This window comes from Kribbella sp. NPDC051936, from assembly GCF_040680955.1.
GTDB lineage: Bacteria > Actinomycetota > Actinomycetes > Propionibacteriales > Kribbellaceae > Kribbella.
The window spans coordinates 269,950-288,983 of the sequence record NZ_JBFAXS010000012.1 but is presented as its reverse complement, the minus strand read 5'-3'; the positions used below and the strand labels follow the sequence as shown (position 1 = coordinate 288,983).

Sequence of the window (19,034 nt, the reverse complement as noted above, 5' to 3'; positions counted from 1 at the left end):
CTGCGACCGGGAGGTCGTGGGAGAGTAGGACGCCGCCGGACATTCACACTGTTAAGGGCCACCCCACACCGGGGTGGCCCTTAACATTTTGCACATCCATTGCCCGTGCCGGCGGCTTGCTGCACGCGCGGGAGAGCACCATCGCCTCGCGTGCCGGTCCTGGAGGCCGGATGACGGTGCCGAGGGCTGGTGTCAGCACGGCGGGTGTGCGGCGAGATCCCGAGAACCACGGCGTCAGAGCTGTCGGAGGCATCAGTTGCGGCGGCGGTTGGGCTCGACAGGTCCGCCGCATCGGTCGCGACACCATCAGCCAGGCACGTGGCGCACGAGCCGTGCCGCTGCGCTGGTGGCCGACCGCCGTGCTGGTGACGGTTCGCCGGCGCACCAGGTCCGAGCAGGTATGGCGTCAGCCATCCCCCGCTTGGCGCGCTGCATCAGCTCCCAGGTGGCGGCGGGAGTTCCGGCTAGAGCCCCGAGTTCTGGCTGGCGCAGGGGGTTCCGGCTGGCGCAGGGGGTTCCGGCTACCGCTGGGAGCTGCCGCCGGCGCCGCGGAGTTGTCGGCTGCCGCCGGCTCGGTGCGAGCTGGCTCTCGCGAGCGACTACTTCGCCGGCACCCCCTTGGTGAGCGATCGTGATAGGTGGCGCGGGGGAGATCACGCGTACTCCGCAGGTGCCCTCTGCGTCGCGGGGCTCCTCAGTTCACCTACTCGGCGGCTGCACCCGCCCTACAAAGCACACTTCATTTCGCGGGCTTCGCGGGTGGGACGGTTTGGGCCCAGTCGGCCCAGTCGGCGAGGGCGGTGTAGAGGCGGACGCCGGCTTCGATGGTGACGCGCATCGACTGGGTCTGTTCGCTGTAGCCGAACTCGCCGCGGTCCTTCCGGGCGGCGTAGTCGCGGTACTGCTCAGCCAGTTGGCGGTAGTACTGCGCTTCTGCCTCGAGGTGCCGTTGCAGTTCTTCGCGGTCCATCATCCAGAAGAACAGCGATCGCAGCAGCGGTTGCAGCCTCATGGTGTGGTCGACGTCGACCTCGGTCAGCCAGCGCCTGACCTCGACCACGCCGGCGTCGGTGATCCGGTAGGCCTTCCGTCGTCGCGGTCCCTCGCTCTCGACCTCGACCAGTCCCTCGGCGGCCATCTTGTTCAGCTCGCCGTAGATCTTCGGGTGCTGGGCAGGCCAGATCGAACCGAGCACCTCGGTGAACCGCCCGGCCAGGTCGTAGCCACTGGCCGGCCCTTCGGCCAGCAGCCCGAGCAGCCCGTGCCGTAGTGACATGTTCCGCCTCCTTCGCTGACGCCCATCTTGACATGTCCCCCCGGACAGGTGCATGCTCGCACATGTACTAAGGGACATGTCCTAGGGAACATCTCAAAGGGAGCTGATATGGCAGAGGCACGGGCGGTTCTCGTCACCGGATCGACCGGCGGCATCGGTAGGGCGACGGTCGGGCTGCTGCGCCGCCGGGACTTCATCGTGTACGCCGGGGCCCGCCGAAGAGCCGACTTCGGGCCAGGCGTGCACGTGGTGCCGTTGGACGTGACGAATCCGGAGAGCGTCGCGGCTGCGGCCAAACGTGTCGCGGCGGAGGTCGACCGGTTGTGGGCGGTGATCAACAACGCCGGCGTGATCGTGCAGGGCCCACTCGAACTGATCCCGGTCGACGAGTGGCGGCGACAGTTGGAGGTGAACACCCTCGGCCCAGCGTCAGTGATCAGGGAGTTCCTCCCGCTACTGCGCCCCGGCGGGCGGATCGTGAACGTGGGTGCGCCGACCGGGCGGGTCGCGATGCCGTTGCTCGCGGCGCTGTCGGCGAGCAAGGCCGGGCTGGAGGCGATGTCGAACGCGCTCCGGCTCGAGTTGGCTCCATGGAAGATCCCAGTCGTCCTGATCGAACCCGGAACCACCCGGACGGAGATCTTCGCGCGGGCCGGGGCCGCCGCGGACGCCGCGATGCAGCACGCTGACCCCGCGCGCGTCAGGTTGTATCGGGCACACCTGACCGCCTACGAGAAGGCGATGGCCCGCTTCGAGCCCGGCCCTGTGGACAAGGTCGCCGAAGCCATCGTCCGAGCGGTCGAAGCCCGTCGCCCCAAACGCAGGTACGCCGTAGCCGAGGCCCGCATGCTCGGCGGCATCCTCCCGAAACTTCCCGCCGGCCTCCGAGATCGCATCCTCACCAACGCCGTCGGCCTGAACGGCATCGAACCGTGAACTCCTCGTCGAGCCGGGTGTCGGGGTTGAGGGCTGACGCATGAGCACTGTTGTGCTGATCGGTGCGACCTCGGGAATCGGCCGGCGGGTGGCAGAGCGGCTGGCCGCGGACGGACACCGGCTGATCCTGGTGGGACGTGACCCGGCGCGTGCGGTGGCACTCGCGAAGAAGTTGCCGGACGCAATAGTTATGGCCGCGGATGTATCGGTGTCGGGCGGCGTCGAGCAGGTCGCGGCCGCCCTGGCGGGGGATGAGCGGATCGACGTACTGATCAACAACGCCGGCGTGATGACACCGACGTACCAGGAGAGCGCAGAGGGCGTCGAGCTGAACCTCGCCGTACATCACCTGGCGCCGTGGCGGACCGTCGCGCTGCTCGGGCCGCTGGTCCCACCCGGCGGGCGGATCGTGAACGTGAACTCCGAGGGGCATCGGTCGCCGATGCGTGGCGGCGTGGTGCGGCTCGAGCCGGAGCGGCTGGCGGACGGGCCGGGCGAGTTCGACCCGTTCCTCACCTACAGCCGGAGCAAGCTCGCCAACCTGCTGTTCACGTACGAGCTGCAACGAAGACGTCCTGACTGGAACGTGGTTGCCGTACATCCAGGCATGGTCCGGACAGACCTCGGCCGGCAGTTCCCCCGCCTCCAGGTCGCGGCCATCCATGCGTTCGCACTCTCCACGCACAAGGGCGCCGAGCCGATCATCCAATTGGCAACCGCGGCCGAGGCGTCGACGGGCTACTACAACCGCTTCAACAAAGTCCGCTCGTCGCCGATCTCGTACGACGAGGACCTCGCGCGTCGGGTCTGGTCCACCACCGAGCACCTCGCGACCGCCTGACTCGGCGACGCCTGGTCGTGGCGTTCGGCTGACGGGGCGGCTGGAATGGTCCAGATGATGGACAACGAAAAGTAAGTGTAGTGAATTAGTCTAGTTTCGATCGGGTGGAACCTGTCGCGTATCGGTGGCTGCCCTGCTCAGGTGGGTGGGGCAGCTACCGAGCCGCGTTCGATCAGGGCCGGGGTGAGGGTGGTGCGGCGGACTCGGCGGTTGGTGTCGACTGCGGAGGTTACGCGGGAGACGACGTGGGTGACCAGGTCGTCGAGGGGCCAGTGGAAGGTCGACAGGGGTGGCGTGAGGAGCTGGGACATCGGCTGGTCGTCGTAGCCGAGCAGGGACAGGTCCTTCGGGATGCGCAGGCCGAGTTCGCGGCTGGCGGCGTACACGCCGAAGGCCATCGAATCGGCGAGGGCGAGGATGCCGGTCGGGCGGCTGTCGTCTGCGAGCAAGGCGCGGGCGACGTCGGTCGCGCCGGTCAGGTCGTGCGGGCACTGCAGCAGGCGGAGCTTCAGGCCGAGGTCGATGGCCACTCGCTGCGCGATCACCTCGGCGGGGCGCTCGACCTCGAGGCGCCGGGTCGGGCTCAGGACGGCGATGTCGCGGTGGCCGGCGTCGGCGAGGCGGCGCAGGGCTGTGGTCACGCCGGTCTCGTTGTCGAGGATCACCTCGGACTTCGCTTTCGCGCCGGGCAGTTCGTCGCCGATCGCGATCACCGGGACCTCCCGGGCGATCTCGGCCCAGGCCTTCGCGGCCGGATCGATCGGGATCACCACGATCGCGTCGGCGCGATGGTCGACCAGGTGCTGGGCGAGCTCGAGCTGGCGGCCGGCGTCACCGGCGGAGTCGATGATCCAGGCGTTCCGGTCCGGCGCCAGGAGCTCGCGGCCGAGGGCGGCGGCGACGCGTTGCTGCCAGAGGTCTTCGAGGGAGGCGCACAGTACGCCGATCGAGCCGCTGCGGCCCGAGGCGAGCGCGCGGGCCACGGGGTCGGCCTGGTAGCCGAGGCGCTCGGCGGCGTCCTGGACTCGCTGGCGGGTCTCGGGTGTGCCGTGCAGACCGCGCAGTGCGTAGGACACTGCGGCCATCGAGAGCCCGGTCTCGGCGGCGATGTCCTTGAGGGTTGGCCTCCGGCCGGTTCCGGACATGTCCACGACCCTAGCCGCAGCCACGGACAAATCCAGACGACGACGCCGACCGGCCCCGAGGTTCACCCCTCAGCTCGCCGGTTGGCAGGTGTCATGCCGGTGGGGGAACGGGCAACCTCGAGGGTTGACCACTCGAACGGTCGGGCGGCCGCCGGGGGGCGAGCGGCCAGCCGGGCGGATGGTGGGGCGGTGGGTGCAGCGGTGACGGGGATGGGGTGGTTGGTGTCCGGCGGGTGGGGGCGGGACTTGACAGGCGGTGCTTTGAAGCGCTTCACTCTAGTCGTACTGAAGCGCTTCAATCTGATCAAACCGGCGTGAGGAGGGTCCGATGATCGACGTTCATCAGCACCTCTGGCCGGAGGCGTTCGTGGATCGGCTGCGGGCCCGTCGTGAGCCGCCGTACCTCGACGGGTGGACGCTGCACTGTGCGACCGAGGCGCCGTACGAGGTGGATCCGGCCGCGCATGAGTTCGGCAAGCGGGTCGCGATCGAGCAGGACGCCGGTACGGCGCTGGCTGCCGTGTCGCTGTCGAGCCCGCTCGGTGTCGAGGAGCTGGGCGACGCGGAACTCCTCCAAGCCTGGCACGACGGCGCCGCGGAGTTCTCCGAGCCGTTCCGCGCATGGGCGTCCGCCGACCTGCGAGACGCTGATGTGAAAGGGCTGGAAGCCCTGCTGGACAAGGGATTCCTGGGACTTCAGCTGCCTGCGCACGTGCTCACCACCCCGAGTGGCTGGGAGGTGCAGGGCGAGTTGCTGCGCGCCGCCGAGCGCAAGAACAAGCCGATCCTCGTGCACCCCGGCAAGGCGCGATCGACCGATGCGCCAGGTTGGTGGGCGCCGGTCGTCGACTACACCGCACAGCTGCAGGCCGCGTGGTGGGCGTGGCACGCGTTCGGTGGGCGACGGGAGTTCCCCAAGCTGCGGCTGTGCTTCGTCGCCGCGGCTGGCCTCGCGCCGGTGCACCATGAACGGCTGACCGCCCGCGGCGGTCGGCTCGGCACCATCGACCCGAATCTGTACGTCGACACCTCGAGCTACGGCCCGCAGGGGATCGACGCGGTCGCGCGAGTGCTCGGCATCGACCAGGTGGTGCACGGCACCGACCGGCCGTACGCCGACGCCGCCGACCTCCGCCAGGGCGACGCCGCGACCGCGGTGATCCGCCACGACAATCCGCACCGGCTGATGTTCGGCAGCCGGACATCTCCTGAGAGGGGAGTGCAGTGACTGCCCAGCCAATCGACGTACCCGACGTCCCGGCGCGCCAGGCCAGCCGGCTCGTGGAGCTCAACAACTGTTTGTCGCTGGACAACCTTCCGGGCCGTGACCTGACGCCCGCGGAGTTGGCCGAGCTGGCCGCGTCCATCGCCGCGCAGCCGCATCTGTGGGAGGACCAGGTCGCGTACAGCGACGAGGAGCGGGTCTTCGCCTCGCTGCACCGGGACGCGAACGTCGACGTGTGGTTGATCTGCTGGACCCCCGTGAACGACACCGGCTGGCACGACCACGACGTCTCCTCCGGTGCGGTCGCCGTCGCCCGCGGCAAGCTCGTCGAGCACAACCTCGCGATCGGCACCGACTCGATCGAGACCGAGGTGGAGGCCGGTGACGTGTACGGCTTCGGCCCCGACCACATCCACCGCCTGACCGGCCTCGACAAGGGCAGCGTCACGGTGCACGCCTACAGCCCGCCGCTGTGGCGGATGGGGCAGTATTCGGTGAAGGACGGCGTACTGCGCAGGGTCTCCGTTTCGTACGCCGACGAGCTCCGCCCCATCGACTGACAAGAACAGAACGCCGAGGCCGGGCCCAGCTGGGTCCGGCCTCGTTCAGGTGAGGCTGTTGTTGATGAACGCCAGCGTCCGAGCCTCGATCCGGCGGAGCTCGGCCGCGGGCGCATCGCGGAGCGGTCCCTGGCCGGTGAGGACAGCCGTGCCGTGAACGATCGACCAGATCGGGTACTCGATGCCCTCGCGTCGCTGCCGATCGAGGACGCCCGCCGCTACCAGCTCGTCGAGCGCGTCGCGGAGCAGGCCCAGAGGAGTCCCGTTCCGCTCGTCGTAGCCATGCTGCTGTGGGACCGCGAACGCCGTCGCGAACAGGCCGGGCTCCTCGCGAGCGAACTCGAGATACGCCGTCCCGATCGCGGCCAGCCGGCGTTGCGCCGCGCCGGCCCCGCCGCGGACCCGGCCGATTCCCGCGGTCATCCGCTCGGCCAGCGCGTTCATCGCCGCGCTGCACACCTCGGCGAGCAGTTCGTCCCGATCGGCGAAATGCCGGTACGCCGCGTTCGGTACGACGCCGACGATCCGCGTCGCCTCCCGCAGTACCACGGCGTCCGGACCCCCGGTCCGCGCGAGCTCGAGACCGGCGGCGACCAGGCCGGCGCGGACGTCGCCGCGCGGGCGCCGTCGTCGCGGGAGTGCTGCTTCGGGGTCGTTCACCGGCTCAGGATAACAATGTGGACACTGTCCACTAAGTTGAGCTAATGTGGACAGTGTCCACAAAGGGAGAGACCATGATTCCGTACCGGACGGGCGCGGCCCGGCGAGGCATCGAACAGGCGCTGGTTGCCGCAGGCAAAGATCTGGACGGCTTGCGCGCCGAGGATCTCGCGCTGCTGGAGGACTATCACACCGGCGGACGGCTCGCGACCGTCCAGCTGGCCGATCTGATCGGCATCACCGAGACCAGCGCGGTGCTGGATGCGGGTGCCGGCATCGGCGGCACGGCGCGATACGTCGCGTCGAGCTTCGGCTGTGCCGTGACGGCCGTCGACCTGTCGGACGAGTACTGCGAGATCGCCGCATGGCTCAACCGCCTGGTCGGCCTCGACGACAGGATCGACGTACGACAGGCAGATGTGACCGCGCTGCCGTATGACGACTCGAAGTTCGACGTGGTGTTCAGCCAGCACGTCCAGATGAACGTGGCCGACAAGCGTCGTCTCTACCATGAAGCGCGGCGCGTCCTACGGGTCGGCGGTCGATTGGCGCTGTGGGACATCACAGCCGGCGACGGGCGCGAGCTCGACTACCCGATGCCGTGGGCCGACGGAGTCGAGCACTCCCACCTCGCCGCACCGGACGAGCTGCGCAAGGTCCTCGAAACCGCGGGACTCGCCGTCGAGCACTGGGCGGATCTGACCGAGACGATCGCACCCCTGATGCAAACGATCCAGTCGCTCCCGCCCGCCCCGCTCGGGCTGCAGGCGTTCGTCCCCGACTTCCGAATGCGCCTCGAGAACCTGACCGCCGCACTGACCGACGGCCGCGTCCGGGCGATCCAAGCTGTCGCCCGAAGAAATACCTGACTAAAGTCAGAGAATGGGTGTGACGGAGGTACGTCGGTTCAACCGGTTGGTGACGCAGCGGGTCGGGGCCTTGCAGGAGGACTACCTCGCGCGCGGCCGGCCGCTCGGGGAGGACCGGTTGCTGTGGGAGATCGGGCCGGACGGGTGTGACGTGCGTTCGTTGCGCGCCCGGCTCGATCTCGACTCCGGGTACGTGAGCCGGTTGCTGCGCTCGCTCGAACGCGCCGGACTGGTCCGGGTCGAGCCCGGCGCGGCGGATGGGCGGGTCCGGATGGCGCGGTTGACCTCGGACGGCCTCGCTGAGCGGCGGGTGCTGGACGCACGCTCCGACGAGCTCGCCGCCGCGATTCTGGAGCCCCTGAGCGAGGGGCAGCGGGAGCGGTTGATCGCGGCGATGGACGACGTCACGCGGTTGCTCACGGCGTCGATGGTGCGGGTCGAGCTGGTGGACCCGCGGCTGCCGGCGGCGCAGTACTGCTTGGCGGAGTACTTCGCCGAGCTCGGGCGACGCTTCGACGCCGGCTTCGACCCGGCGCGCAGCATCTCGGCGGACAACGCCGAGCTCACACCGCCTGCGGGTTTGTTGCTGCTGGCAACACTTCACGGAGAGCCGGTCGGCTGCGGTGCACTGAAGCTGCACGGCGACGAACCGGCCGAGATCAAGCGCATGTGGGTCTCGCCGGACGCACGAGGCCTCGGGCTCGGCCGCCGCCTGCTGGCCGAGCTCGAACGTACGGCGGCTGCGCACCGCGCACCCGCCGTACGTCTGGAGACCAACCGCAACCTGACCGAAGCCATCGCGCTCTACCGGTCAGCTGGTTACCAGGAGGTTCCGGCCTTCAACGCCGAGCCTTACGCCCACCACTGGTTCGAGAAAGCTCTCAACGCCTGAGTTGACCGAGGAGGCCGTGGGACTCGTCGTCGGGGCCCGCGGAGAACCACAGGACGTCGGTGCCCCCGGTCGTGGCGGTGCCCTGAAGGAGAGCCCAGAGGCCGTCGATCGCCAGCGTCTTGCCGTTGCTGCCACGCAGTTGGCCGGCGAAGTGATAACGGCCGTACGACGGGCGGAACACGCTGATGTGCCCGTCGCCGAAGTTGCCGACGAACAGCGTGCCGGCAGGCAGACCCCAGGCGGCGGGGGCCAGCGCGAGACCCCACGGGGCGTTCAGTGTGCCGCGGGACGCGACGCGGGTGATCAGCCTGCCGCCGACCGTGTAGACGTCGACGAACCCGCGGCCCGGCCCGGCGATCTCGTCGTTCGTCTTGGGGTCGAGCAGCGCGTAGGTGACGAAGATCCGCCCGTTCAGCGTTTGCACGTTGAAGGGTGCGTAGCCCCGGGGCAGCCGGACGTCGCGGAACGCCCAGCGCGGCAGCCTCACCGGGTGGAACGAGCTGTCGAACACGTCGATCCGCTTCTGCGCGAAGTTGGCGGCGTACAACCGGTCCCCTGATCTGGTTGTCGCGAGCGCCAGCCCCTTGTAGACCGCCCCGGGCGTCGTGGCTTTGATCTCGGCCGGGCCGATCAACGCGTCGACCTGGGGGCTCCAGGCGGCGATCTGACCGGTTTCGGTGGCGAAGATGAACCGGGCCGGCGCGCTGGTGGTGCCGTTGCTGAGCACGAAGCCGGTGCCCGGGTTGGACACCTGCCCGGTCGGCGCCGGCAGGGTCACCCGGACTGTGGGCACCTTGGTCGCGGTGCTGGAACCCGGTGCGGACGAGTAGAGCGTGGATGACGACGTACCGTTGTTCGACGACCACAGCGGGGTGGTCGCGCCGAGCGACAGACCCCACGGGTTGACGAGGTCGGCGTCCTGGAGTGCGGCTTTGCCGGCCTGGTCGGAGACCAGGTTCACCTGCTGTACGACGAGTGGCGAATGGGACCGGTGTGCGTCGGCCGTGGCCGGGGCGATCAGCGCAAGACCGCTGACCAGCGCGGTCGCGACCGCGAGTGGCCGGCCTTTCGAGCGCAGTGACATGACACTTCCCCCTCGATAGGTGTGTGCGGGACACCCTTCGATACGCCTGGATCGGCGATGCGGTTCAAGGCCACTCGACCGAAAAGTGGTTATGGAACGGATACCGCCGGAATCGTTAGCGTCGAGGGTATGAGGATCCGCGTGGTTGATGCGTTCGCCGACCGGCCCTTCACCGGGAACCCGGCCGGGGTCTGTGTGCTCGAGGCCGGGGACTGGCCCGACGAGGGCTGGATGCGGTCCGTGGCCGCCGAGATGAAGCACGCGGAGACCGCGTTCGTCCGCCCGTCGGCGGGCGCCGAGGCGGAGTGGGACCTGCGCTGGTTCACGCCGACCAAGGAAGTGGTGCTCTGCGGGCACGCGACGCTGGCGACGGCCCACGTGCTGGCCGCGGACGGGAAGGTGTCCGGGAAAACCTCGTTCGCGACGCTGAGCGGGGTGCTGCTGGCGGACGTCGCCGACGACGGGATCACGCTGGACTTCCCGGTGAACCGGCCGATCGAGGAGCCGGTGCCGGACGGGCTGGCCGCCGCGCTCGCGGTCGAGCCGCAGCAGGTCTACGTCACCGGCGAGCTCCGTGACCTGCTGGTCGTCGTCCAGGACGAGGCGACGGTGCTCGCGGGCGTACCCGACTACGACGCGATCGCCGGGATCACCCGGCGCGGGAACCTGCGCGGACTGATCGTGACCGCGCAGGGGACGGAGTACGACTTCGTGTCGCGCTTCTTCGCGCCCGCGAGCGGGATCCCGGAGGATCCGGTGACGGGGAGTGCACACACCAGCCTGGCGCCGTACTGGGCCGAGCGCCTCGGGCGGGACGAACTGGTGGGCTACCAGGCGTCCGCCCGAGGCGGTGTCGTCCAGGTGGTGCCGTCGGGCGACCGCGTCTACCTGAAGGGCCGGGCCGTCACGGTGCTGGACGGTGAACTGCTGGTCTAGGCCCAGGTCTCGGCGTGGGTGGCCACGCCGTTCGGGGCGATCAGCTCGGTGACGACGTCCTCGGCGTCCGCGTCGAGCGGCTCGAACGGCGGCTCGGGTACGACGTACGCCCGGGCGCCGGCGACCATCTCGATACCGGGCAGCTCGAACCAGGCCTCGCCGACCTCACGGCTGATCTCGTAGATCGCCTGCTCGGCGGAGTCGACCGGCTCCCGGTCGCCGGACTCGTCCAGCTCGGCCGGGTGCCGCTCCTGCGCGGCGCGACCGGCCTCCAGCAGCGCGTCCAGGTCGACCACGCGCAGGTCGAACCGCGAGACGACGCTGATCACCTGGTCCTGCTCGACCTCCTCGTCCTCGTCGTCGACCGCGTCGTCCAGCAGCAGCGGCGCCGTACCGGTGTGCTCGAAGACCGCGTCGTTCCAGTCCTCGACCACGCCCTCGAGCGCGGCGTTGTGCTCGAACAGCGTGGTGTGGTCCTCGTCGCCCGTCATCGCGAGCAGGGCGTCGGTGTGTGCCTGGAGCCGCTCGGCGAGCTTGCGGCTCGCCTCGGCGAGCGCGGTCCGGGTCTCCGCGGAGAAGAACTGCTCGGCGGTGGCGGGCGTGTCCAGTTCAGTCACGTGTGTGTTCTTCCCTTGTCTGTCGGTGGGAATGCCAGGCGTAAGTATGTGAGAAGCCTGTGAGAGCTGTGTCAGCGGGTGTGAGAGCCCTGCGAGAACCCTCCTGACCGGGCAGCTAGCGGTGTCCAGTTGAACCCATGAGCACATTCGTCGTGAGGTGTCGCCGTCATGGGTGACGTCGTCTACCTCGCACTCATCGTCGTCGTGTTCGCGGCCGTCTGGTCCGCGCTGCGCGGAGTGGAGAAATTGTGAGCGCCGAGAACATTGCCGGCCTGGTCGTGGCCGCTGCTCTGGTCCTCTATCTGATCGCCGCCCTGATCTTCCCCGAGAGGTTCTGATGTCCGACACCGCGGCCGGCCTGTTGCAGGTCGGCCTCCTGATCCTGTGCCTGGCGGCCGTCTACCGGCCGCTGGGCGGGTACATGGCTCGCGTCTACACCTCCGACAAGGACCTGCGGGTGGAGCGGGCGACGTACAAGCTGTTCGGCGTCGACTCGAAGGCCGACCAGACCTGGGCCGTCTACGCCCGGTCGCTGCTCGCGTTCTCCGCGGTCAGCGTTGTCCTGCTCTACCTGCTCCAGCGTCTGCAGCACTGGCTGCCGCTGTCGCTCGGCTTGCCGAACGTCGAGTCCGGACTGGCATTCAACACCGCCGCGTCCTTCGTCTCGAACACCAACTGGCAGAACTACGTGCCCGAGGCGGTCCTGGGCCACCTGGTCCAGTTCGCCGGTCTCGCCGTCCAGAACTTCCTGTCGGCGGCCGTCGGCATGGTCGTCGCGGTCGCGCTGATCCGCGGGTTCGCCCGCGCGAAGACCGACCGGCTCGGCAACTTCTGGGTCGACCTGACCCGGACCACGCTGCGGATCCTGCTGCCGATCGCGGTCGTCGGCACCCTGGTGCTGGTCGCCATGGGTGTCGTCCAGAACTTCTCCGGCGGGCACGAGGTCACCTCGGTGGTCGGCCAGGGCCAGCACCTCCCGGGCGGGCCGGTGGCCAGCCAGGAGGTCATCAAGGAGCTCGGCACCAACGGCGGCGGCTACTACAACGCCAACTCGTCGCACCCGTTCGAGAACCCGAACCCGTTGTCCAACCTGTTCGAGATCTTCCTGCTGCTGGTCATCCCGGTCTGCATCACCCGGACCTTCGGACTGATGGTGAAGGACAAGCGGCAGGGGTACGCGATCCTCGGCGTGATGGGCACGCTCTGGGCCGCCTTCACGTTCTCCGCGACGTTCTTCGAGACCCAGGGAGCCGGTACGGCGACCCAGGCCGCGGGCGCGGCGATGGAGGGCAAGGAGACCCGGTTCGGCGAGTGGGCGTCGGCGCTGTTCGCGACCTCGACGACCGGTACGTCGACCGGCGCGGTGAACTCGATGCACGACTCCTTCACGCCCCTCGGCGGCGGCACGGCGCTGTTCCACATGATGCTCGGCGAGGTGTCGCCCGGCGGCACCGGCACCGGGTTGTACGGGATGCTGATCCTGGCGATCCTCACCGTGTTCGTCGCCGGCCTGATGGTCGGGCGCACCCCGGAGTACCTGAAGAAGAAGATCACCGCCCGCGAGATGAAGCTGGTCTCGATGTACATCCTGGCGACGCCGACCGTCGTCCTCGTCGGCGCCTCGCTCGCGATGGGCCTCGCGGCAGCGCGGGCCTCGATCCTCAACACCGACAGCCCGCACGGGTTCTCCGAGGTGCTGTACGCGTTCACGTCGGCCGGTAACAACAACGGCAGCGCGTTCGCGGGCCTGAGCGGGAACATCCCGTTCTACAACACCGCGCTCGGCCTGGTGATGCTCCTCGGCCGGTTCGTACCGATCGTGCTGGCGCTGGCCCTGGCCGGGTCGCTCGCCCAGCAACAGCCGGTGCCGGTGACCCAGGGCACGCTGCCCACCCACAAGGCCCTGTTCGTGACGATGCTCGTCGGTGTCGTCGTGATCGTGACCGGCCTGACCTACTTCCCCGCTCTGACTCTTGGACCCCTCGCGGAGGGACTGTGACCACGCTGACGACGCCGCCCGTCCCGAAACCGGCGGCAACCACCAAGAAGGCGCCCTCGGGCCTGTTCGACCCGAAGATGCTGCTCACCTCACTGCCGGACGCGCTCCGCAAGCTCGACCCGCGGGTGATGGTGCGGAACCCGGTGATGTTCGTGGTCGAGGTCGGGGCCGTCGCGTCGACGATCTTCGCCGTCACCGACTCCAGCGTGTTCGTCTGGTGGATCGTGGTCTGGCTCTGGCTGACCGTGATCTTCGCGAACCTCGCGGAGGCGGTCGCCGAAGGCCGGGGCAAGGCCCAGGCCGAGACGCTGCGCCGGGCCAAGACCGAGACCACCGCGCGCCGCCTGACCGCGGACGGCGGCGAGGAACAGGTACCGGCCACCCAGCTGGGACTCGGCGACCTGGTCGTGGTCGAGGCCGGCCAGATCATCCCCGGCGACGGTGACGTCGTCGAAGGTGTCGCGTCGGTCGACGAATCGGCGATCACCGGCGAGTCGGCGCCGGTCATCCGCGAATCCGGCGGCGACCGGAGCGCGGTCACCGGCGGTACGAAGGTGCTCTCGGACCGGATCGTCGTCAAGATCACCACCCGGCCCGGTGAGAGCTTCATCGACCGGATGATCGCGCTCGTCGAGGGCGCGTCGCGGCAGAAGACGCCGAACGAGATCGCGCTGAACATCCTGCTGGCGAGCCTGACGATCGTGTTCCTGATCGCGACGGCGACGCTGCCGACGTTCGCGAACTATGCGCACACTGATCTGAGCCTGGTGATTCTGGTGGCGCTGCTGGTCTGCCTGATTCCGACCACGATCGGCGCGCTGCTGTCCGCGATCGGGATCGCGGGTATGGATCGGCTGGTGCAGCGCAATGTGCTGGCGATGTCGGGTCGTGCGGTCGAGGCGGCGGGGGATGTGAACACGCTGCTGCTGGACAAGACCGGCACGATCACGCTGGGCAACCGGCAGGCGTCAGAGTTCATCCCGGTGGACGGCGTGTCCGACACCGAGTTGGCCGACGCGGCGCAGCTGTCCAGCCTCGCCGACGAGACGCCGGAGGGCCGATCGATCGTCGTACTCGCGAAGACGGGCTACGGGCTGCGTGAGCGCCACACCGGAGAGTTGCCGCATGCAACCTTCGTGGAGTTCACCGCGCAGACCCGGATGAGCGGCGTGGACGTCGACGGCCGGCAGGTCCGAAAGGGTGCCGCGGGCGCGGTGAACAACTGGATCGGTCAGCACGGCGCTACGACGGATCCGCGGCTCGGCGAGATCGTCGACGGCATCTCGGCCTCCGGCGGGACTCCGCTGGTCGTTGCCGAGAGCATCGACGGGAAGGCTCGCGCGCTCGGTGTCATCCACCTCAAGGACGTCGTCAAGGAAGGGATGCGGGAGCGCTTCGACGAGATGCGCCGGATGGGTATCCGGACCGTGATGATCACCGGCGACAATGCGCTGACCGCGAAGGCGATCGCCGACGAGGCCGGGGTCGACGACTTCCTGGCCGAGGCGACGCCCGAGGACAAGATGGCGCTGATCAAGAAGGAGCAGGAGGGCGGTCGCCTGGTCGCGATGACCGGTGACGGCACCAACGACGCTCCGGCGCTGGCGCAGGCCGATGTCGGCGTGGCGATGAACAGCGGTACGTCGGCTGCCAAGGAGGCCGGCAACATGGTCGACCTCGACTCGAACCCGACCAAGCTGATCGAGATCGTCGAGATCGGCAAGCAGTTGCTGATCACCCGCGGTTCACTGACGACGTTCTCGATCGCGAACGACGTGGCGAAGTACTTCGCGATCCTGCCGGCCCTGTTCGCGGCCGCGTACCCCGGGTTGGACAAGCTGAACATCATGGGCCTGCACTCGCCGCAGTCGGCGATCGTGTCGGCGATCGTGTTCAACGCCCTCATCATCGTGCTGCTGGTGCCGCTGGCGCTGCGCGGCGTCCGGTACCGGCCGTCGTCGGCGTCGGCGATGCTGCGCCGCAACCTGCTGGTGTACGGCGTCGGCGGCCTGATCAGCCCGTTCGTCGGGATCAAGCTCCTCGACCTGGTGATTTCGCTGATCCCCGGTCTCCGCTGAAAGGTAGTTGTCGATGACAAGCAGTTTCCGCCAGTTCGGGGTGGCGGCCCGGGTGCTCCTGTTCTTCACCGTGGTGCTCGGCATCCTGTACCCGCTGGTGATGACCGGCGTCGCCCAGGTGCTGTTCCACGGGAACGCGAACGGCTCGATCGTCAAGGTCGACGGCAAGACCGTCGGCTCGGACCTGATCGGCCAGGCGTACACCATGGACAGTGGGAAGAAGGACTCCGACGGCGAGGCGATCATGGTCGCCGACCCGAAGTGGTTCCAGACCCGGCCGTCCGCGAGCGACTACGACGCGGCCGCCAGCGGCGGGTCGAACCTCGGTCCGAACAACGCGGACCTGGTCGCCGCGGTCGACGAGCGCCGCAAGGCGGTCGCGGCGCTGGAGGGCGTCGCCCCGTCCCAGGTCCCGCCGGACGCGGTCACGGCCAGTGGCAGCGGGCTCGACCCGGCCATCAGTCCGGCGTACGCCGCCCTGCAGGTCAACCGGGTCGCTCGGGAACGCGGGCTGAGCGTCGAGGAGGTCCAGAAGCTGGTGAAGGCAAGCACGGAGGGTCGCACCCTCGGTTTCCTGGGTGAGCCGCGCGTCAACGTGGTCAAGCTCAACAGCGCGCTCGCCGCACTCTGAGAGCATGGAGCTATGAGCAGGAGCGGCCGCGGGCATCTGCGGATCTATCTGGGGGCCGCGCCCGGCGTTGGGAAGACCTACAAGATGCTGGGCGAGGGTCGTCGCCGGCATGCCCGGGGCACCGACGTCGTGGTCGGCCTGGTCGAGACCCACGGCCGCAGGTACACCGAAGAGATGCTCGACAGCATGGAGACGGTGCCGCGGCGGATCCTGGACCACCGCGGCGCCAGCTTCACCGAGATGGACCTCGACGCGGTGCTGGCCCGGCGGCCGGAGGTCGCGCTGATCGACGAGATGGCGCACACCAACGTGCCGGGCAGCCGCAACGAGAAGCGCTGGCAGGACATCGAGGAGCTGCTGAACGCCGGGATCGACGTGATCTCGACGCTGAACATCCAGCACCTCGAGTCGATCAACGACGTGGTCGAGAAGATCACCGGCGTACCGCAGCAGGAGACCGTTCCGGACCGCGTGGTGCGGGCCGCGGACCAGATCGAGCTCGTCGACATGACCCCGGAGGCGCTGCGCCGGCGGATGGCGCACGGCAACATCTATGCCGCCGACAAGGTGGACGCTGCCCTGGGCAACTACTTCCGGGTCGGCAACCTGTCCGCTCTGCGGGAGCTGGCGCTGCTGTGGCTCGCCGACCGGGTGGACGCCGGTCTGCAGCAGTACCGCGCCCAGCACGACATCGACTCCACCTGGGACACCCGGGAGCGGGTCGTGGTCGCGCTGACGGGTGGACCCGAGGGCGAGACGCTGATCCGGCGCGCCGCCCGGATCGCCGCCCGGTCCGCCGGCGGCGACGTCCTCGCGGTGCACGTCGCGCGCTCCGACGGCCTGACCGGCGCGAACCCGACCAAGCTCGCCGAGCAGCGCAATCTCGTCGAGAAGATCGGCGGGACCTACCACCAGGTAGTCGGCGACGACATCCCGGCGGCGCTGCTCACCTTCGCGCGGGCGGAGAACGCCACCCAGCTGGTGCTCGGCGGCAGTCGCCGGTCCCGGCTGGGTTCGCTGTTCACCGGCCCGGGGATCGGCGCCACCACGATCCGCGATTCCGGCGACATCGACGTCCACATCGTCACCCATTCGCAGATGGGCCGCGGTCGGCTGCCGCGGCAGCGCGGCGCGCTCTCCCGGCGCCGCAAGATCCAGGGTTTCGTGCTGTCGATCGTCCTGCCGCCGCTGCTGGCGCTGTTGCTGGGCCTCGGCGGCGACACGCTGAATCTGACGAGCAACGTGCTGGCGTTCCTGTTCGCGGTGGTCGTGGTCGCGCTGGTCGGTGGCATGTGGCCGGCGATGGTCACCGCGATCGGCGGTTCGCTGGTCCTCAACTACTTCTTCACGCCGCCGACGAGGACGTTCACGATCGCCGAGGTGAACAACGCCCTCGCGCTGGCGATCTTCGTGATGGTCGCCGCGATGGTCAGCTCGGTCGTCGACCGCGCCGCCCGCCGTACCAGGCAGGCGGCCCGGGCGGCCGCGGAGTCGGAGACGCTGGCGACCCTGGCCGGCTCGGTACTGCGGGGCGAGACCGCGCTGCCCGCTCTGCTGGAGCGGGTCCGGGAGGCGTTCGGGATGACCGGGGCGTGCCTGATGGAGCGCGTGGACGACGACGAGCTGACCGAAGTCTGGCGACCTTTGGCCTCGGCCGGGACTCTCACGTGCACCCGGCCGGAGGAGGCCGACGCGGAGATCCCGGCCCGCGACGACCTGGTGCTGGTGCTGCAGGGCCACCAGTTGGAGGCGGACGAGCGGCGGCTGGTCGGGGCGTTCGCGGCGCACGCGGCGGCCCTCGTCGATCGGGCCCGGTTGAGTGAGGCGGCCGCCGAGGCGAAGCCGCTGGCCGAGGCCGACAAGCTGCGTACGGCGCTCCTGCGGGCCGTCGGCCACGACCTGCGATCCCCGTTGGCGTCGGCGAAGGCGTCGGTGACTTCGCTGCGCAGCGACGACGTCGAGTGGAGCGAGTCCGAGCGGGCCGAGCTGCTGGAGACCGCGGACGAGTCGCTCGACCGGTTGTCGCGGCTCGTCGACAACCTGCTCGACCTGAGCCGGCTGCAGGCCGGCGTACTCCCGGTCTTCACCCGGCCGATGGCGCTCGACGAGATCCTGCCCGGCGTACTCTCCGAGCTGGGCGACGACGCGGACCAGGTGACCGTCGACGTCCCCGACACGCTGCCGCTGGTCGAGGCGGACCCGGCGCTGCTCGAGCGCGTAGTGGCGAACCTGCTGGCGAACGCGATCCGCTACTCGCCGCCCGGCCGGGCGCCGCTGATCACCGGGAGCGCGCTCGGCGACACCGTCGAGGTCCGGGTGGTCGACCGCGGACCGGGCATCCCGCGGGCGGACCGGGACCGGGTGTTCGCGCCGTTCCAGCGACTCGGCGACACCGACAACACGGTCGGCGTCGGACTCGGTCTGGCGCTCGCGCGGGGACTCGCCGAGGCGATGCACGGCACCTTGCAGCCCGAGGACACCCCGGGTGGTGGACTGACCATGGTGGTCGCCATCCCGACTGCCCCAGCTGACGTGCCGGTCCCCGGCAGCCGTGAACGATCGGAGCAAGGTGACTCGGGTATTGGTGGTTGACGACGAGCCGCAGATCGTGCGGGCGTTGCAGATCAACCTGAAGGCACGCGGGTACGAGGTGCATCTGGCCGGCACCGGTACGTCGGCCCTGAAGGTCGCTGCGCAGCATCCGCCGGAGCTGGTGATCCTCGACCTCGGGCTGCCGGACTTCGACGGCGTCGACGTGATCCGCGGGCTGCGCGGCTGGACCGACGCGCCGATCCTGGTGCTGTCCGGGCGGACCGACCAGACCGACAAGGTCGAGGCGCTGGACGCCGGCGCGGACGACTACGTGACGAAGCCGTTCGGGATCGACGAACTGCTGGCCCGGATGCGCGCCGTTCTCCGCCGCAGCAACGTCGCCCAGGACCAGCCGGTCGTCACTGTCGGGAGCGCTGTGGTCGACCTGGCCGCGAAGCGCGTCACGCTCGCGAACGGCGAGGACATCCGCCTCACCCCGACCGAGTGGCACCTCCTCGAAGTCCTGGTCCGCAACCCCGGCAAGCTGATGTCCCAGCGCCAGCTCCTCACCGAGGTCTGGGGCCCCGGTTACGAGACCGCCGGCGGCAACCTCCGCTTCTACATGGGCCAGCTCCGCCGCAAACTCGAACCCGACCCGGCCCGCCCCAAACACCTGCTCACCGAGCCCGGCATGGGCTACCGCTTCGAACCCTGACGTCCGATTCGTTCAAGACCTGCCGGTGCGGATGGGGA

18 protein-coding genes are annotated in these 19,034 nt (G+C 69.4%); 13 read left to right on the top strand and 5 right to left on the bottom strand.

Features of this window, described 5'->3' with window-relative positions:
* Positions 1-739: 739 nt before the first annotated feature.
* Positions 740-1,276, bottom strand: a complete 537-nt coding sequence (locus AB0L64_RS37395) for a PadR family transcriptional regulator (RefSeq protein ID WP_363717709.1) — start codon at positions 1,274-1,276, stop codon at positions 740-742.
* 108 nt (positions 1,277-1,384) lie between these two features.
* Between AB0L64_RS37395 and AB0L64_RS37390 the strand changes: the two genes are divergently transcribed.
* Together AB0L64_RS37390 and AB0L64_RS37385 are read left to right on the top strand one after the other, a co-directional pair.
* Positions 1,385-2,212 carry an SDR family NAD(P)-dependent oxidoreductase gene (locus tag AB0L64_RS37390; RefSeq protein ID WP_363717708.1) on the top strand — a complete coding sequence of 276 codons (828 nt, stop codon included), beginning with the start codon at positions 1,385-1,387 and terminating at the stop codon, positions 2,210-2,212.
* Between the two features lie 40 nt (positions 2,213-2,252).
* A complete protein-coding gene (locus AB0L64_RS37385; RefSeq protein WP_363717707.1) occupies positions 2,253-3,053 on the top strand; it encodes an SDR family NAD(P)-dependent oxidoreductase in 801 nt (266 codons plus the stop codon).
* A 137-nt stretch (positions 3,054-3,190) separates the two neighbouring features.
* Here the strand turns inward: AB0L64_RS37385 and AB0L64_RS37380 are convergent, their stop codons facing one another.
* Entirely contained in the window at positions 3,191-4,198 is a 1,008-nt protein-coding gene (locus AB0L64_RS37380) for a LacI family DNA-binding transcriptional regulator (RefSeq protein ID WP_363717706.1), read from the bottom strand.
* A gap of 328 nt (positions 4,199-4,526) precedes the next feature.
* On the opposite strand from AB0L64_RS37380, the gene AB0L64_RS37375 reads away from it, so the two are divergent.
* Complete coding sequence (locus AB0L64_RS37375; RefSeq protein WP_363717705.1) at positions 4,527-5,426, top strand: amidohydrolase family protein; 900 nt, start codon at positions 4,527-4,529, stop codon at positions 5,424-5,426.
* Positions 5,423-5,983, top strand: coding sequence for a cysteine dioxygenase family protein (locus tag AB0L64_RS37370; protein ID WP_363717704.1), 561 nt, complete (start codon positions 5,423-5,425; stop codon positions 5,981-5,983). Before AB0L64_RS37375 ends, AB0L64_RS37370 begins: the two co-directional genes overlap by 4 nt.
* Positions 5,984-6,028: 45 nt before the next feature.
* On the opposite strand, the gene AB0L64_RS37365 is transcribed toward AB0L64_RS37370, so the two are convergent.
* Complete coding sequence (locus AB0L64_RS37365; RefSeq protein WP_363717703.1) at positions 6,029-6,643, bottom strand: WHG domain-containing protein; 615 nt, start codon at positions 6,641-6,643, stop codon at positions 6,029-6,031.
* A gap of 74 nt (positions 6,644-6,717) precedes the next feature.
* Here AB0L64_RS37365 and AB0L64_RS37360 point away from each other — a divergent pair, with 74 nt between their 5' ends.
* Together AB0L64_RS37360 and AB0L64_RS37355 are read left to right on the top strand one after the other, a co-directional pair.
* On the top strand, positions 6,718-7,512 hold the full coding sequence (locus AB0L64_RS37360) for a class I SAM-dependent methyltransferase (RefSeq protein WP_363717702.1): 795 nt from the start codon (positions 6,718-6,720) through the stop codon (positions 7,510-7,512).
* Between the two features lie 13 nt (positions 7,513-7,525).
* Positions 7,526-8,404 carry a bifunctional helix-turn-helix transcriptional regulator/GNAT family N-acetyltransferase gene (locus AB0L64_RS37355; RefSeq protein WP_363717701.1) on the top strand — a complete coding sequence of 293 codons (879 nt, stop codon included), beginning with the start codon at positions 7,526-7,528 and terminating at the stop codon, positions 8,402-8,404.
* Here AB0L64_RS37355 and AB0L64_RS37350 read toward each other — a convergent pair.
* Positions 8,394-9,488: a TIGR03118 family protein gene (locus AB0L64_RS37350; RefSeq protein ID WP_363717700.1), complete on the bottom strand. Its 1,095-nt coding sequence runs from the start codon at positions 9,486-9,488 to the stop codon at positions 8,394-8,396. The two genes, AB0L64_RS37355 and AB0L64_RS37350, sit on opposite strands and share 11 nt — an antisense overlap.
* A gap of 129 nt (positions 9,489-9,617) precedes the next feature.
* On the opposite strand from AB0L64_RS37350, the gene AB0L64_RS37345 reads away from it, so the two are divergent.
* A complete protein-coding gene (locus tag AB0L64_RS37345) occupies positions 9,618-10,424 on the top strand; it encodes a PhzF family phenazine biosynthesis protein (RefSeq protein WP_363717699.1) in 807 nt (268 codons plus the stop codon).
* Here AB0L64_RS37345 and AB0L64_RS37340 read toward each other — a convergent pair.
* Positions 10,421-11,041 (bottom strand): hypothetical protein, encoded by a 621-nt coding sequence (locus tag AB0L64_RS37340; RefSeq protein WP_355695425.1) that lies wholly within the window; start codon positions 11,039-11,041, stop codon positions 10,421-10,423. The genes AB0L64_RS37345 and AB0L64_RS37340 overlap by 4 nt on opposite strands.
* A gap of 248 nt (positions 11,042-11,289) precedes the next feature.
* Between AB0L64_RS37340 and kdpF the strand changes: the two genes are divergently transcribed.
* From kdpF to AB0L64_RS37310, 6 genes are all read left to right on the top strand, one after another.
* Positions 11,290-11,379, top strand: a complete 90-nt coding sequence (kdpF, locus tag AB0L64_RS37335) for a K(+)-transporting ATPase subunit F (RefSeq protein WP_137256202.1) — start codon at positions 11,290-11,292, stop codon at positions 11,377-11,379.
* Positions 11,379-13,040 carry a potassium-transporting ATPase subunit KdpA gene (kdpA, locus tag AB0L64_RS37330; protein WP_363717698.1) on the top strand — a complete coding sequence of 554 codons (1,662 nt, stop codon included), beginning with the start codon at positions 11,379-11,381 and terminating at the stop codon, positions 13,038-13,040. The genes kdpF and kdpA overlap by 1 nt, the downstream gene beginning before the upstream one ends.
* 62 nt (positions 13,041-13,102) lie before the next feature.
* A complete protein-coding gene (gene kdpB / locus AB0L64_RS37325; protein ID WP_363717715.1) occupies positions 13,103-15,118 on the top strand; it encodes a potassium-transporting ATPase subunit KdpB in 2,016 nt (671 codons plus the stop codon).
* Positions 15,119-15,131: 13 nt separating this feature from the next.
* Positions 15,132-15,749 (top strand): K(+)-transporting ATPase subunit C, encoded by a 618-nt coding sequence (kdpC, locus tag AB0L64_RS37320; protein WP_363717697.1) that lies wholly within the window; start codon positions 15,132-15,134, stop codon positions 15,747-15,749.
* Between the two features lie 12 nt (positions 15,750-15,761).
* Positions 15,762-18,341 (top strand): DUF4118 domain-containing protein, encoded by a 2,580-nt coding sequence (locus AB0L64_RS37315; protein ID WP_363717696.1) that lies wholly within the window; start codon positions 15,762-15,764, stop codon positions 18,339-18,341.
* Positions 18,319-18,996, top strand: coding sequence for a response regulator (locus AB0L64_RS37310; RefSeq protein WP_363717695.1), 678 nt, complete (start codon positions 18,319-18,321; stop codon positions 18,994-18,996). Before AB0L64_RS37315 ends, AB0L64_RS37310 begins: the two co-directional genes overlap by 23 nt.
* Positions 18,997-19,034 lie beyond the last annotated feature (38 nt).

What these genes read in the sequence shown, in the direction of transcription:
- AB0L64_RS37350 (WP_363717700.1), bottom strand. Translation starts at nt 9,488, where the DNA reads ATGTCACTGCGCTCGAAAGGCCGGCCACTCGCGGTCGCGACCGCGCTG.
- AB0L64_RS37380 (WP_363717706.1), bottom strand. Translation starts at nt 4,198, where the DNA reads ATGTCCGGAACCGGCCGGAGGCCAACCCTCAAGGACATCGCCGCCGAG.
- kdpA (WP_363717698.1), top strand. Translation starts at nt 11,379, where the DNA reads ATGTCCGACACCGCGGCCGGCCTGTTGCAGGTCGGCCTCCTGATCCTG.
- AB0L64_RS37315 (WP_363717696.1), top strand. Translation starts at nt 15,762, where the DNA reads ATGAGCAGGAGCGGCCGCGGGCATCTGCGGATCTATCTGGGGGCCGCG.
- AB0L64_RS37345 (WP_363717699.1), top strand. Translation starts at nt 9,618, where the DNA reads ATGAGGATCCGCGTGGTTGATGCGTTCGCCGACCGGCCCTTCACCGGG.
- AB0L64_RS37390 (WP_363717708.1), top strand. Translation starts at nt 1,385, where the DNA reads ATGGCAGAGGCACGGGCGGTTCTCGTCACCGGATCGACCGGCGGCATC.
- AB0L64_RS37395 (WP_363717709.1), bottom strand. Translation starts at nt 1,276, where the DNA reads ATGTCACTACGGCACGGGCTGCTCGGGCTGCTGGCCGAAGGGCCGGCC.
- AB0L64_RS37360 (WP_363717702.1), top strand. Translation starts at nt 6,718, where the DNA reads ATGATTCCGTACCGGACGGGCGCGGCCCGGCGAGGCATCGAACAGGCG.
- AB0L64_RS37375 (WP_363717705.1), top strand. Translation starts at nt 4,527, where the DNA reads ATGATCGACGTTCATCAGCACCTCTGGCCGGAGGCGTTCGTGGATCGG.
- AB0L64_RS37355 (WP_363717701.1), top strand. Translation starts at nt 7,526, where the DNA reads ATGGGTGTGACGGAGGTACGTCGGTTCAACCGGTTGGTGACGCAGCGG.
- AB0L64_RS37385 (WP_363717707.1), top strand. Translation starts at nt 2,253, where the DNA reads ATGAGCACTGTTGTGCTGATCGGTGCGACCTCGGGAATCGGCCGGCGG.
- kdpC (WP_363717697.1), top strand. Translation starts at nt 15,132, where the DNA reads ATGACAAGCAGTTTCCGCCAGTTCGGGGTGGCGGCCCGGGTGCTCCTG.